The 15,556-nt window shown below is 35.1% G+C and carries 12 protein-coding genes; all 12 read right to left on the bottom strand.

The genetic code is table 11. From position 1 onward, the window contains the following. Positions 1–196: 196 nt before the first annotated feature. Positions 197–610 (bottom strand): type VI secretion system tube protein TssD, encoded by a 414-nt coding sequence (gene tssD, locus MP477_RS22400; RefSeq protein ID WP_230040876.1) that lies wholly within the window; start codon positions 608–610, stop codon positions 197–199. 530 nt (positions 611–1,140) lie between these two features. Then, positions 1,141–2,004 carry a lytic transglycosylase domain-containing protein gene (locus MP477_RS22395; RefSeq protein WP_230040878.1) on the bottom strand — a complete coding sequence of 288 codons (864 nt, stop codon included), beginning with the start codon at positions 2,002–2,004 and terminating at the stop codon, positions 1,141–1,143. A 71-nt stretch (positions 2,005–2,075) separates the two neighbouring features. Then, a complete protein-coding gene (locus tag MP477_RS22390) occupies positions 2,076–4,574 on the bottom strand; it encodes an ATP-dependent Clp protease ATP-binding subunit (RefSeq protein WP_230040880.1) in 2,499 nt (832 codons plus the stop codon). Positions 4,575–4,805: 231 nt separating this feature from the next. Continuing rightward, positions 4,806–5,477, bottom strand: coding sequence for a hypothetical protein (locus tag MP477_RS22385; protein ID WP_257192239.1), 672 nt, complete (start codon positions 5,475–5,477; stop codon positions 4,806–4,808). 216 nt (positions 5,478–5,693) lie between these two features. Next, a complete protein-coding gene (locus MP477_RS22380; protein WP_257192238.1) occupies positions 5,694–6,317 on the bottom strand; it encodes a hypothetical protein in 624 nt (207 codons plus the stop codon). A 53-nt stretch (positions 6,318–6,370) separates the two neighbouring features. Beyond that, positions 6,371–6,991: a hypothetical protein gene (locus MP477_RS22375; protein ID WP_257192237.1), complete on the bottom strand. Its 621-nt coding sequence runs from the start codon at positions 6,989–6,991 to the stop codon at positions 6,371–6,373. 53 nt (positions 6,992–7,044) lie between these two features. Then, on the bottom strand, positions 7,045–7,671 hold the full coding sequence (locus MP477_RS22370; RefSeq protein ID WP_257192236.1) for a hypothetical protein: 627 nt from the start codon (positions 7,669–7,671) through the stop codon (positions 7,045–7,047). 6 nt (positions 7,672–7,677) lie between these two features. Next, positions 7,678–9,135, bottom strand: a complete 1,458-nt coding sequence (locus MP477_RS22365) for a hypothetical protein (RefSeq protein WP_257192235.1) — start codon at positions 9,133–9,135, stop codon at positions 7,678–7,680. Between the two features lie 2 nt (positions 9,136–9,137). Continuing rightward, positions 9,138–11,063: a type VI secretion system Vgr family protein gene (locus tag MP477_RS22360; protein ID WP_257192234.1), complete on the bottom strand. Its 1,926-nt coding sequence runs from the start codon at positions 11,061–11,063 to the stop codon at positions 9,138–9,140. Between the two features lie 173 nt (positions 11,064–11,236). Next, the gene (tssD, locus tag MP477_RS22355) at positions 11,237–11,644 is read right to left on the bottom strand and encodes a type VI secretion system tube protein TssD (protein WP_047494621.1); all 408 of its coding nucleotides are present in this window, start codon (positions 11,642–11,644) and stop codon (positions 11,237–11,239) included. Positions 11,645–12,180: 536 nt separating this feature from the next. Beyond that, positions 12,181–14,586 (bottom strand): type VI secretion system protein TssR domain-containing protein, encoded by a 2,406-nt coding sequence (gene tssR / locus MP477_RS22350; protein ID WP_230040897.1) that lies wholly within the window; start codon positions 14,584–14,586, stop codon positions 12,181–12,183. A gap of 48 nt (positions 14,587–14,634) precedes the next feature. Beyond that, entirely contained in the window at positions 14,635–15,546 is a 912-nt protein-coding gene (locus MP477_RS22345) for a PKD domain-containing protein (protein WP_230040899.1), read from the bottom strand. Positions 15,547–15,556 lie beyond the last annotated feature (10 nt).

Below are 15,556 nucleotides of genomic sequence, written 5' to 3'. Positions count from 1 at the left end.
AAATAATTATTGAATAAACTACTGCTGTACAGCATACATGGAATCAAAAATAGCAGAACATCTTATACTCTTTTTTTCTAAAAAATGATTCCTAATGTTCTTCTTAGTGTTTATAATGGAAAAAACAGAACAGCATACCCTCACGAGCGCGCTGTCCTGTACCAATTTTATTTTTACTAAGATGATGAATATCGGCTTATTTACCCGATGAAGGCCACAGTCCTGCGTACTGAGAAGTACCGTAATCAATTGTTTCTGCGCTTATCACGAAACTGATTAACATACTGTTGCTGTCTATAGCATCGAAGTCTACTTCATGCTGAATTACATATCCGTTTTCCCAGTTCAAAGTAATCAATGTTCCTTCTTCGTGAGATTTGTTGAATGTAATTTCTCCTTTAGTAGGCTTGTACTTTCCGTTCAATAAACTTTCAAGGATATCAGACTTTTCAGTAGCTTCTACTGTTACTTTTATTAAGGCATTAGAAGGATCTGATGCTACACGTCCGGATACATCGGTAGATCTCGATACGCTGTAGTTCATTTTTAATAATTTTTGTCCTTCGCCTCCGTTGAATTTTAAGATTCCTCTTGAATTTCTTTCTGCCATGATTTGTAAATTTTAATCGTTAATAATATTTTGTGATTCGGTGATTGTATAGCAAATATAGAGGGTCTTTTTTTCTAAAAAAAACTTTTGAATACAAATCTGAAATTTTGTAGTAGTTCTACGATTTTATGTCGTAATTCTACGACAATAGAGTTAACAATTATATATAAAAACATGATATACAATGATGTATAAATACATAAAAACATCGATCAAAATAGGCATTTTCCACAGCAATGAGAAATATTAAGGTTTTTTAATATAATTTAGCATGCTTTAACAGATCTGAATTATAAAAATTTCGAAAATATTATTCGTTTATTTTTTTTTAACCTTATAGATTTTAAAACCTCTAAGGCTGTGAACTGGCTGCAGGCTATTTTTACCAGGCTCCATTTTTACTGATCATATATTTGGCTCTTCAATTTCCATTTTACAGATTAGGTTTCAAAAAGATCGAATTAAAACAATACAAAATCTGACTATTATCATAATCAGATTCTTTACTTTTTGATATTTGCTATAAATTGTTACTGGGCACTTCCACCTTCTTTTATAGATCGCATAAGTATTTTATTTTTCCTCAAAAGAAAATCGGGCATAAGGTCTGTGGGAAGGTAGAAAGGACTTTCTCCTTTTTTCTGCAATTCTTCTACTATTCCCGGATTCCAGGCAAGGATTTTATCTACTTCCACATCCAGCTCATCTGCAACAACCTTTAAATTAAAGCCGGCATTGATTTCTGTTTCCGAAAGCGCTTCATTTGTTACATTGCTGCCGCCATTTTCAAAAAAGACTTTGTTAATTCTGGAGGCATTATAATTACTGAGGACACTCTGAAGTTCTCCTGTCGCATAGCAGGCGTTCAGGTATTTTTTTACATGGTTGATCGTCTCTTCGGGAAGGTATTTTGAAAACTCATGATATTGCGAAGAGCCTGCAGCCTGCATTGCTTTTGCTATATTTCCTTCTCCACAATTATAAGCTGCAACAACCGTTACCCAGTTGTTATACTTTTTATAAAGGTTTCCTAATGATAATACAGCTGTTTTTGTACTTTTATAGACATCGGTACGGTTCTGTTCTGTAAGTCCATATTGATTGGCATGTGCTGTCATAAGCTGCCAGATTCCTACTGCTCCGGCACCTGAGGTAATATTTCTGTTAAAATGGGACTCAATCAGGGCCAGGTTTCTCAGATGTTTGGGAAGTCCTTTCTGAAGGAGTAACTGCTCAATAAATTCCACAAGATCTTTATTAGAATTTATGATTCCTTTATATTTTTTCACGCTGCTTTCTGAAGTATCAGAGGCCGTTAAAAACTGTCCGTTTACAAATATACCGGTTCCTACCAGCATTAAACCTGTAAAGATATTTCTGACAATAGTTTTCATTTTAAATATGTTTATAAAGCTAAAAATAAAAAGGCTAAAGAGCAGATTTGCCAGTCAGCCTTTTTACTTTATTATGAGTCTACTTTCCAGCTCAGTTTGTCTTCTTCTGTATTCCAATCCACATGGATGGTCTGGCCGGATTTCACTTCTTCTCTTACAATCATTTTGGAGATAGGCCTTGCCAATTGGGCACGGATCACTCCGGAGATCTGTCTTGCTCCGTATTTACTGCTGAACCCTCCCAATGCAAGGTTTTTCACAGCCTCATCACTAATTTTTAAGGCTATTCCTAATCTCGTCAATGAAGTATGAAGTGATTTCAGCTGGATATTGAAAATTCTTTCTGCAATAGACTCTGTGATCGGTGCAAAAGGAATAATCTCTGTAATTCTTGCCAAAAACTCGGGTCTGAATCTTCCTGAACCTGACATGATCTGCATCAGTGAAGATGACTCCGGAATTTTTCCTTCTTCAAACTGTTTTACAATTTCTTCACTTCCGATATTGGATGTAAAGAGGATTAATGCATTACTGAAATCTCCTTCTTTTCCAAGTTTATCATGAACCTTTCCTTCGTCCATGATCTGAAGGAATACATCAAAAACAGAATGGTGAGCTTTTTCAATCTCATCAAATAAAACAACAGTATATGGCTGCTGTCTTATTTTGTTAACCAGCATACCTCCTTCTTCATATCCTACATATCCGGGAGGCGCACCGTATAGTAACGCGGCAGAATGTTCTTCTTTAAACTCTGACATATCAAAGCGTACCATTGCTTTTTCATCGTTGAAAAGCAATTCTGCCATTGATTTTGCAAGCTCAGTTTTACCGGTTCCTGTAGGTCCTAAAAGGAAGAACGAACCAATGGGCTGTCCCGGTTTATTCAATCCGCTTCGGTTTTCAACAATAGCATCGGAAAGGATTTTCAATGCATGATCCTGCCCTACTACTCTATTTAACAGAAGGGATTCCATGTTCAGGAGTTTTTCTTTTTCCTGAGCCTGAATTTTACCGATTGGGATATTGGTTTTAGCAGCCATCACAGCAGCCAGCTCTAATCTTCCTACTTTTTCTCTTTTCTTCGCTGCATGCTGCAGAAGCTCTTCGTAAGTATCATCAATAATTTTATGAATCTGCTCTACCGGCATTGAATTGTCAATAGCAGGTTGTTCGCTCAGTGATCCCCATAAAATAGGGCTTATTTTATCACGCAACAGATTATAAGTCCAGATCAATTCATCAGCCTGGTCTTTATTGTCTGTATATTCTTCTTTTAAAATCTCTTCATAGCTTGCTTTCCAGCTTTCCAGTTCTTTTTCTGAAAGTTCGTCAAGCATTTTAATAGCAGCCATGGTTCTGTCTAATAAATCGATGGCTGCATCGGGTAATTTTTTACCTTTTGCATATCTTTTAGCCAGACGTACACATTCCGGAATGGCAGTTTTTTCCACTTCAATACCATGGTGCTTTTTATAGCCATCAAGCAGTACATCGATCATTTTCACGCAAGTCTGCTCATCCGGTTCATTAACCGTCAGCACTTCAAAACGACGGTTGAAAGCCTGTTCCGGTTCTATAATTTTTCTATATTCTTCCTGGGTAGTAGCTCCAATGACCGTAATTTCACCTCTTGCCAATTCCGGTTTCAGAAGATTGGCAACGTTTCCTATGCTGCCTTTCGGGTCTAAAAGGGTATGAATTTCATCAATGAAAAGGATTGCTTTTTCAATTTTCTTACATTCATTGATTATTTTTTTGAGGCGGTCTTCTATTTCACCTTTATAAGAAGTTCCGGCCAGTAAAGCTCCTGTGTCCAGTTCTAAAAGAGTTCCGTTTTTAAGCATTTCAGGAACATTCCCTTTGGTGATTTCAATAGCAAAACCTTCTACTAAAGCTGTTTTTCCAACTCCCGGTTCACCAATAATAATGACATTCGGCTTACTTCTGCGGCAAAGAATCTCTACCAGCATTCTAAGTTCTTTGTCTCGTCCTATTATATTTTCCAGATCTCCGTTTCTGGCCTGTGCTGTTCTGTCTACACAATAGCTTTTAATAGATGGAAAAGAAGAGTCTGAAAAATCTGAACCATTTGAAAATAAAGAAGCAAAATCTCCATTTTCAGATACGGTGAAAGGAGTATCTTTTCTATACAGGTTAAATATCTCATGTTCTCTCAATGGAAGTGATTTCAGCTGCTGAAGAGTAAATACAACCTGTGGTTTTACAATAGCAGTAAGGATACAGATCGGTGTGATCTCATCCAAACCTAATTTTAAACGGATATCGTCTGCTTCTTCCACAAGGGTATCAATGGCATCATCCTGAGCCACTTCATCAGGAAGGTGGGCTGTTTTAGGATATTCTTCAATACGGACATCTGCCCATTCGTAGAAATATCCCGGATCTTTATCGATGCTTTTCAAAAATTCATTAAGTCCGATATCTTTGTGCATTAAAGCCTGAAGAATATGAGGTCCACCATAAGTAGCATTATAATTTTCCTTCGCTATAGACTGAGCAATATGAAATAGCTGTTTTACTGTTTCGTTGGTTACTAGTACTCCCATTTATAATTTTTCTTATATTAATATTTGCGCTCTGTTTTGTAAGACTTATGATCTCATGGCGGAGAATCAGAAGCCATTATTTTTTATCTGCCTAAAATTAAATATTTTATTCTAAAACGAGATAAAGATAGTTAATTCTTCAATTAGAGAAGTAACCATGCTATTTTTTAATTTTCAGGACAGGTCTGCGTTGTCAAATGATTGCCTTTTTTCTATGTAGAATACAACATTTTATATTTTTAGAAAATAAAGTAAAATTAAACTTACCCATTGCAGGCCAATAAAGATATAGAACAACATAGCAGAAGGCTCTGCCAGTTCCTGAAGTTTTTCAATAAGTGCCACTTTAATGATATCTGAAAAATCTGCATTATCCGCAGATAAGTTCAGTTCATCGAATTTTATTTTACCTAAAGCATAGCTTACAGCGCGTTTTACTATTTTATTTTCTGAGCTGTTTTTAAACTCATTCAACAGTTTGACTTTTGCAATGGCAAAATCTGAACCGGTCCGGATAACAGTAGGCTGCTTTGCCTTACATGTCCCAATCACCTTTTCAATAAAAGGAACTACAATGGTTTTGGAATGATCCTGCAACAGTTTACTGATCACCACAGACATCGCATATTTTGTGGCAAATATAACAGTAAAGAAAGGGGCTATGATGATCAGCAGATAGAAAATACCCGCAGAAACCGGTTTTGCCGTAATGGTAGCCACTAAAAAAGCCAGTGCACCACTGTGTCCTAATGACGAACCTAAACTGTCTGCTAAAATATAAATTCCCAGTACAAGGGTAATGATGGTGGAAAAAACTCCTATTGCGTAAATCTGCAGGACACTGAAAATAAATGCTGCAGATAGTTTTGAAAAGTATTTTAAATGGGTAGTAATGGTACTCATTGGCAGATTTTGTTTAATTGGTTTTATGGTTTTGTTTTTGTTGGCAATATAGTATAAAATAAAAAAAGAGATATAGAATAAATATTGGCTATGTAACCCTTTGATTCCGCTCTTCATATCAAATGGTATGGAGATTTTCCTTTTCATCACTGGAATCGTCGATATGGATTCTTCACCTACGTTTATCTTAATTAAAAATTCTTTGTTGAGATAAGATTAATTGTTAATAAACTTCGATTCTTTTCTCGAAATTTCTTTACCGGAAATACCATCTAAAATAATATTTTCAACTAAACTTGGCTTTTTAAGCCATTCTATCTCCCAAATAGGTTTTTCATTTTCTATTCTTCGGGTAATGATGGTATGAAAACCTGTACTTTGTAATACAGGACCTTTGGTTAAAGGAATTCCTTCTTTCATACAGAATTTTAAGATATCTTCAAATGAAAATTTGTAAGGTTTGTCATAATCTACTTCCTTGATTAAATTTCCCTTTTCATCAAATTCGAACCATTTACCAATTTGAAAACCATCTCCATTAAAACCAATTCCCTTTGACTTTATATTCCCATTAGAATAATATGATTTTGAGATTGTATAATAGGAATTCTTAAAAGTCTCAAGATAATATTTTCCTGAACTTGCAATATTAATTTCAATATAATTGCCATTTGGTAAAAACTCTCTTAATACATCAGAATTGTTTTGAGAAGATTTTTTTATCTTACTAGAGTCAAATTTTTCAAAATTATTATCAATTAAAGGCAACATATTTTTTGTATTTTGTGATTTGCAAGAAAGGATTATTAGTAAACTTAAAAAAACAATATTTTTTTTCATAAAATTCTGTTTTATATTATTATCGTTTATTCCTGTTCCTGTAACAACAAACATTAATTGTTAGTAAACTTCGATTCTTTTCTCGAAATTTCTTTGCCGGAAATACCATCTAAAATAATATTTTCAACTAAACTTGGCTTTTTAAGCCATTCTATCTCCCAAATAGGTTTTTCATTTTCTATTCTTCGGGTAATGATGGTATGAAAACCTGTACTTTGTAATATAGGACCTTTGGTTAAAGGAATCCCTTCTTTTTCACAGAATTTTAAGATATCTTCAAACGAAAATTTGTAAGGTTTGTCATAATCTACTTCATTGATTAAATTTCCTTTTTCATCAAATTCGTACCAAGTACCCTTAAGAAAGGTACTCCAGGGCAAATTAAGAGTTATACCTTTAGTCTGTATGATATTATTTAAGTAATATACTTTTACAATCTTGAATAACGAATTATTAGGTGTGAATTTATAGCTAATATTGGTTTTATTTTTCATTATTTCAATAAAACCAGAATCTGTCTTTTTATTTACATTTTCTAATTTATCAATATCAGGAAACTTATTTGCATTGAATATTTCACTATGATTATCTATTAAAGGCAACATACTTTTTTTATTTTGTGATTTACAAGAAAAGATCATTACTAAACTTAGAAAAAACATTATTCTTTTCATAAAATTCTGTTTTATATTATTATCGTTTATTCCTGTTCCTGTAACAACAAACATTAATTGTTAATAAACTTCGATTCTTTTCTCGAAATTTCTTTGCCGGAAATACCATCTAAAATAATATTTTCAACTAAACTTGGCTTTTTAAGCCATTCTATCTCCCAAATTGGTTTTTCTTTTTCCATTCTGCGGGTAATCGTTGTATGAAAACCTGTACTTTGTAATACAGGACCTTTGGTTAAAGGAATCCCTTCTTTTTCACAGAATCTTAAGATATCTTCAAATGAAAATTTGTAAGGTTTGTCATAATCTATTTCCTTTATTAAATTTCCTTTTTCATCAAATTCATACCAAGTACCTTTTTGAAAACCTCCCCACACATTAAACTTCAGCCCTTTTTTTCTTATATTATCAGAGGGATAAAAATCTTTAAAAATCATAAAATATGATTTTGGAGGTGATTCATAATAGGCAGATCCTGAGTTTATTTTAATCCTTTCTATAATTGTCCCATCATTTAGTTTTTCATAAACAGAACTTGATTTGTTCTGATGGAGTTCATTATATCTGATATTATCAAATGTTTCAAATTTATTATCAACAATAGGCAACATATTTTTTGTATTTTGTGATTTGCAAGAAAGGATTATTAGTAAATTTAAAAAAAACATTATTTTTTTCATAGAATTTTATTTTGCATTGTCATTAGCGATTATCCACTGCCACTTCCAAAGATTATAACGTGTTTCCGGAATGTGATGTGAATAGTCCATAATATTTTCTGTTTTGGCATATTCATAAGTAAATTGTGCCTTTGCATCAGCCTCTGAATTGGTAAAACTATGTGGCAATGCAAAACTATGTAGAAATTCGTGAGCTGCTGTTTGATTATTTTTTGTAGGAAATAATACCACAAAATTCCCAGAACTATACCCATTAAGCCCCCTAACATTTCCTGATGCATCAACAAAACCTCCATTTTCACCTAAATAAATAGCGACATAGTATTTGTTATATTTTGTTTCAGGAATATTATTACTTTTTAAGTTTTCTTTCACTTTATTGTAAACATAGTTTTGTAATGCAACAAATCCGGAAGGAGCATTGCCAGCAGGCTCATAATAAGCTGCTATTTTCCCTCCAATCACATATCTACCTCCAATTTGAAAATGAGCATCACCAGACATATCTACAGTTTCGGTTTCTACATCTGCTTCTATAAGTGCTTGTCTCAAGTAACTTTCAAATAATTCCTTTTGACCAGTAGAATTCCCTGCCTTTTTACCATTTATATCGGTTTCTAAATTAATAATAAGTATTTTTGATTTTTTCCTTTTTGCAGCATGATTAGCCCAAACATTTAATCTGCCCGCTACTTCAGAAACTTCAAGACCAGCACTGTCTTTCTTAACGGCAATCACTTCTATAATCTGATCATCTGAAAATTCTTCCAGACATTCTATAGTTACAAAATCTTTAAGATCATGTTTACCTTTTGTTTTAGGTGTAATCTCCATGGGAGAAATTTTAAAAAGTTTATTTTCTTTAAATCTTAAAGTATCCGGTTCCTCATCAACTTCAATATTCAGGCTTAAAATAGCTTTGGTATTTTTAAAATTGGAAGCGGTAAGCTGGTTCGTTTTAGTATCTTTAATTTGTGAAGGATAAAGTGATAGCCAGGAGCAGTAATAATTTTCAAGCGTACCATCCGCTTTTTTCTTCCACGGAATACTGTATACACCATATACCTGCTTTAGCTTAGAATATAAAGTAGGAGCCTTTTTAAAACTTCCATCATATTCATTAATATCTCTTTCTAATGTGGCATAAGTGGCATCTGTATATTGCTTCGCTACAATATCTTCATAATTAACATCACCAAAATTGGATGTTTCACCTAATCTCATCCAGTCAAAACCATATTCTTCACCTTTCCATCCATTTTTACTACGAAAATGTACAACACATTTTGCTTTTATTTCTGGAGGAGGAGGATCATTTGGTGTACCATGACTCACCCCTTTTTTATCACCTTTTTCTGTAAACCATTTATAGGCACGCGAAATAATATTCTCCTGAGAATACATATTGTGGTCTTCATGAGAGATTTTATTATAAGTACCTTTTACAATTCTTGTTCGGCTCATGATTAATGTGCTTTAGATTTCTCCCCACTATTATTTTGTACTTCCTTCTGTGCATGTTTATTAATCGAAGCATTAGAACTTATGTTCATTTCTTTTTCAGAAATCTCATTCCGTCCTTTCTTTGTTTCACTGTGCACATCTCCTTCAATAATTTCAGTCAGTTTTCCCGTAATAAATGTACTTGCATCACCCATTACGGAAGTCAGCTTCATTGCTCCCACACTTTTTGTATTATTCAGGCCAATACTGTCCGATTTATTCATCCCCACCGTTGTATTCATGCTTTCACTCACATTGATATTCATGTTCTTACAATTCAGGGTCATGGTTTCCGGTGCGGTAATATTAATATTGCTTCCTGTAGTATCCAGGTGAATCTCATTTCCGCTCTTATCCGTGATAATGATGCTTTCATCTTCTGTGAAAACTACCTTGTGGCCGCTTCTGGTTTGGATCGATTTTACACGGTTATCTGCTCCGCCTCCAAGGCCTATTCCCCCATGGAACATTCCGCCCATAACGAATGGTCTATCGGGGTGGCTGTGAACAAAATTAACCATCACCTGGTCTCCTACTTCAGGAATGGCTACATATCCCCGGTTTTGAGTAATTTGATCAGTTCCTCCCGCATCAGGACTCATCATTCTTATAAAATGGGTAGTATCATTCATCTGCCAGTCGAATCTTACCTGAACCCTTCCCTGTCCTTCAGGGTCGGCATTGGAAATGACTGTGGCAATCTGAGGTTGTGCGGCAGGTACTTTAAATTCCGGTTTCGGCAGGAAACCTGTATCGGCAGCTATAGATTCAAAACTGCCGGTATAATGTCCAATGGTATCAATTTCATGTACAGCTTCTGTCACCATCACTTTAGTAAAATAGGAGGTTTCATTGCTATCCGGTCTTCTCATATGGATATCTGCCACACATCCGGGGTGCAGAAAAGGGACTGTTGTAGATCCTGAAACTGAAAATACACTTACGGCTTCACTTCCGGAAGTACTTTTTTGGGAATGTTCTACATCCAAATGGGTAGATGCCTTTATAGGGGCTACCTGAAGTGCCGGAGTTTTATAAATTTTTTCGTTATGGCTGTATGCTGTCTTGGCAAGATCTCCCACATGGGTAACAGGTGTATCACCGGAAGTCAGTTTTTCATTTTTACTGCTGTTGTAGCCATAGTATTGAGGCTTGGTATGTACCGCTTTTAATTCTACTTTGATGTTATCTGCATTACTTCCGTAGATCAGTTTTATCGGTTTATTCTGTGGCGGGAGTTTTCCAAAGTGCAAAACTTCGCCGTCATAGTAAAACTGCTCGCCATAAGCTTCTGCCATTCTTGCAAGGTAGTTGTAATGGGTTTCATCATATTGGCTGCTGTAGATAATCTGGGAGTAATCGTTGGTATCAATTCTTATATCAAAACGTTCTTTGTCAATCCCCTGTTTGATAACATCTGCAGCAATAATTCCCATATTAACGGGCTGGCCTCCGCCAAAGCTCTGAATATGGGAAGCTCCATCCAATAATATGGTAGGACTATACCCTGACAATACAATATTTCCGAGGCTCATTTTATCCTGGCTGAAACCTACTTTTGTAATAATCCCCACAAAGTTTCTTTCCGGGCTTTTCTCAATGTCTTTATAGGATATAACTGCTGTAAGGCGTTTTCCTAAAAATTTATTAGCTTCTTCAAGGGTATGATTCTGCTGTTCTTCCAAAGCATCGTGGGCAAGGATAAGAGTAAATTCATGGTGACGATCTGCCCGTTGCTTAAGAGTGAAATGTTTATAGTATCTTATCATTTTACCTTCCACAACCAGTGATAATTTCACTAACCGGTTGATCCCTGCATGATGGTTTTCGGATATGGCATCTGCATTTTGTGACGGACGGAAGGAAGATCCGTTTAAGTCAGTTTTCATATGTATTTTGTGTTTGTGTTTGTTTAAAGATAGTAATATTTCACGAAATAATCATTTAGTATTTTCTATCGAAGTGATAAAAATGAATTTCCGTAAACCTTTATCTTAGAAAAAAAGACCGTCTTTGATAAGGACAGTCTTTTTTCGTATGAATGTGTGATAATGTGTCAATTTTAGCTGCTTGGCCAAAGTCCTGCATATTGAGAAGTACCGTAGTCGATTGTTTCAGCGCTTACTACGAAGCTGATCAACATACTGTTGCTGTCAATAGCATCAAATTCTACCTGGTGTTGGATGACATATCCGTTTTGCCAGTTCAAAGTAATTAATGTTCCTTCTTCGTGAGATTTGTTGAATGTAATTTCACCTACAGTAGGCTTATACTTACCATTCAGTAAACTTTCAAGAATATCAGACTTCTCTGTTGCTTCTACTGTTACTTTGATTAATGCGTTAGAAGGATCTGATGCTACACGTCCGGATACATCGGTAGATCTGGATACGCTATATTTCATTTTTAATAGCTTTTGTCCTTCTCCTCCATTGAATTTTAAGATTCCTCTCGAATTTCTTTCTGCCATGATTTGTAAATTTTAATCGTTAATAATATTTTGTGATTCGGTGATTGTTCAGCAAATATAGAGGGTCTTTTTCTCTAAAAAAAACTTTTGAATGTAAATCTGAAAAATTGTAGTAGTTCTACGATTTTGTGTAGTAATTCTACGACATTAGATTTATAAACATCCAGGTAACTCTCTCCAGTAAAGGGATTTAAATAATTTCAATTTTTAAGTTAAAAAAGTAATTTTCCACTTAAAAGAGAAATAGAACTCTTTTCAAGGCATAAAAATTAAATTTACAGCACTAAAATGAGCCTCTAAATTTGTTTTTTGATTAAGAATTATGAATCAATATTTAAATGTTACTTGATGTATCCATACATCCTAGTAGGTCAAGCAAAAAACTAATATTCAATCTTAGGTATATACCATATCCTGCCTCCCAACTCTTAACTCTTAACTCTTAACTCTTAACTCTTAACTCCCTTCCTCCCCAAACAGACACAAAAAAAGCAGAAGTAGGTCTCTTCTGCTTTTGATATTATAAAAATAAACAATTAATGTTTAGTGTATTCCGGCTGCTCTGTTGGAATTCTTGTTGGGGTAAAGTACTCGTTAAGCCAATAGAACGTCTGTCCGTTCTGCTGAATTTTCACTGCCGGGTTATTTCTGTTGGCAAGCATTCTATCTGCAAGGTCTTTATAATGATGGAAATAATTCTTCACGGTCTCACTAGGAACAATTTTAGATTTTCTCCAGCCTTTAAGCTTATATTTAGCCATCAGTTCTTCTTCTGTAAGATCAAATCCGGTACTCATTCCTATTGCATAAGACATCGGCTGTTCGTAAAGAGCTCCTTTATCAAGAAATTTTATTGTTGGATTGTATTTCTTCAGAAGTTTTACATATTCTTTAACCGCTTTTGACTGGTTAAATCCAGGCTTGTCAGCTTCTGTATTCCTGTATACTTCAGTATAGAAAGCTTTAAGATTATCATATTCCGATTCAGAAATAAGGATTCCTTTTTCTATTACCGGTGTGAATTCTTTTAAATCTTTCGGGATATATCCTTTTACCAGGAACGGGCTTCCATAGTTGATCAGCTGAGCTGCAATTCCTGCAGATACAGGATTGGTAAGTCCCGGATACAGATATTTATATTTTAAGTCAACATCCGTCTTTCCTGCTCCTACGGAAGAATGGAAATACTCATTAAGCGACTGGTCAATAGCCTCATTATCGGCAGTAACCTGTGCTATAAGGCTATCCACAGATTTTTTCAGGTATCCCGGAGTTGCAATATCCCCTTTTTTAGGAAAAATAACATAGCCCTGAGACATACTCTGCTTAGGATAGGCCAATGAGAAGAACCCTTCATCCCCTTCTACAAGGCTGAAATTATTCTTGGTAAGAACATCATATTGATTGATGATCTTTTGTTTTTTAAGCTCTGCAATATTTTTCGCCGTATTGGTTACTATATTTTCGGCCATCAATACGAAGTCGTTATAAGTATCTGATGATCTTGCGCTTGTCTGGAACATAATTAGCCTTGCCTGAGCCTGGGTAAGAGAACTGATCACACTGTACATATTTCCGCTTTGGTTGGCAGAAGTTCCTACAGTTACTACAATATTTGTTTCATCCGGAACGTTTGAAAGAAGATTTCCTGCCGCAGAAAGTGCCTCTCCTACCGGTTGATAACCACTATTACTGCTACAGTTCATTTCATTTGTTTTTTCAGTAATGAATGTTGTGATTTTACTGTAGTCTGCACTTAAGTTCGAAACTGAAGTATTGCTTCCGCAAGGGTTATTTTTATACAAAACCACTCCATACTTAACGTTACTGAAATAAGATGGTTTTTCAAATCTAAGCTGTAAATCCTGTAATAATGATTTTACAATAGGTGCGTATGGTGCATTAGGCGCACTTACATCCAGTGCAAAAACAATATTGATATTTTTATCCCTTTCTGTAATTTCCCTGTAACGGTCAAAATAAATAGGTTCACCTAAAACATTGTAAACATAGTTTTTACTGTAATCTAAAATATTGGTAAAATATTTTGTTTTGATATCAGGAGTAGGAGCTTCATCCAACGGCAGATTCACCGGATAAATATTTTCCAAAGGTGATCTTTTGTTGATATCTGAAATAAGAATAGCTGTTTTATTAGTGGCATCTGAGGCTGATCCACCCGGATAACCTTCATGTATCCCTAATTCGGAATCATTAATTCCTGTGGTGTTTTTCAGCTTTATAGCAGAACGTTCTCCCCATGTAGAGATTACATTGGAGCTCACCCATCCGTAAAGACCTGTACTGATACTGTCTATGTCAAGAGAAGGCTTTTTACCTACCAGAAACCTCTTATTATTCTCAGCCTGCTTATAAACATACACCATCTGTCCGTTAGGAATTTTCACATTGGCAGTTTCAATAAGACTTGGTGAGTTAAATACAATGATAGAGTCATTCTTATAGTATCTTTCGGCACTTCTGATCACCTCGCTGTTATTAGGTACTACAGCTGCTCTTACAGGATATCCTGTTCTTTCACTTTTTAAAGAATTGTTCCATAACAAAAGGTCAGACTCAGGAATCCAGCCATATGTCTTAATAGACTTTGATGAAACTTTCTTCATTAAAGCATCCGGAACATATTCGGCCACCTTTACCATTCCGTCTCTATGTTTTAAAACCATTAAAGGTTCTAAAAATTTAACTTCTTTATATGATTTTTCGTCATTTTTATCTAAATAAGCTGTATTTCTTGACCGGTCTGAAATCACAATCCATGGAACGGATTTCTTGGGATATCCATTGACAACAGTTGAATTATCTACCTTTCCATACTGAGATGGCTCGGGAGTTTTCTTTGACGGAAGCTTTACCTGGCAACTCGTCAACAATACTGAAAGTCCTATATAATATGCTGCTAGAGGAAATGTATTTCTCATCCTATTTTATCTTTTTATGATTGGCGCATCCGGCAGGGCCGGAAGGTATTATTTGCTTTGGTTAATATCTACTTTAGTTACACAGCTTTGTGTATCATCAAAATTCACCTTTACGGTTTGGATCACGGTATTCTTGTCAAACTGAAGACCTGCACAGTACATATAGAAATTATTTACTTTGCTGTCATTTACTTTTACCACGGTGTTCTCATTGTTGCACAGGTAAGTTTTCAGCAAGTAGTTGTAGTGCATATTAAAACTGTTTCCATTGGCAATCTGCTGTAAATGATATTTAAAGTCGTTATCTATTTTATCAAATACATCTCCTACAGATACTTCATCCTCTTCCAGAGCATTGTAAGCAGGAAGAATTTTGATATTGTGATAGATAGGTTCCTGATTTTCTTCAGTGTATAAAGTCACCAGGTAATCACCCGGTTTCTTATAAGAATAGATTGCCAGCTTATCTTTCGAATCTGTATTTCCAGTTTCTCCAAATTTCCACGCAAACTGTTTAGCTTCAGAAATGGCACGAAATTGTACGTTTTCATTCTGCATTGCCTGGGTAGGGGCTTCAATGGTCGATTTGATTTTTGAGGTATCTTTAGCCTTCTGAAGGCTTCTTGCTGCCACCATTACAGGGAAAGATTTCGTGTACTTATTGTCAACGATTAAGCTGACCTGATAATATCCCGGTCTGTTGTAAAAGTGAATACCACTATTTTTGTCAGAGGTTGTACCATCTCCAAAATTCCATCTTTTGGTTTTTGCAAATTGGGTTTTATCTTCAAATAGAAGTGTATCTCCCACAGACAATGAGGACGGATAAACCACCCCAACAATATCATCCGCAGAGTGAATCACCTTTTTCTGCAGCCATAGTGCAACGAGTGCTGCTATGAGCAATGTTGCGATAACACCAATGATAATGTTCTTTTTGTTCTTTTGAAAATAATTCATAGTTAATAAT

The organism is Chryseobacterium sp. WG23, from assembly GCF_024586575.1.
Classification (GTDB): Bacteria; Bacteroidota; Bacteroidia; order Flavobacteriales; family Weeksellaceae; genus Chryseobacterium.
The sequence above is the reverse complement of the archived record's forward strand: the minus strand, read 5'-3'. Positions and strand labels throughout refer to the sequence as shown.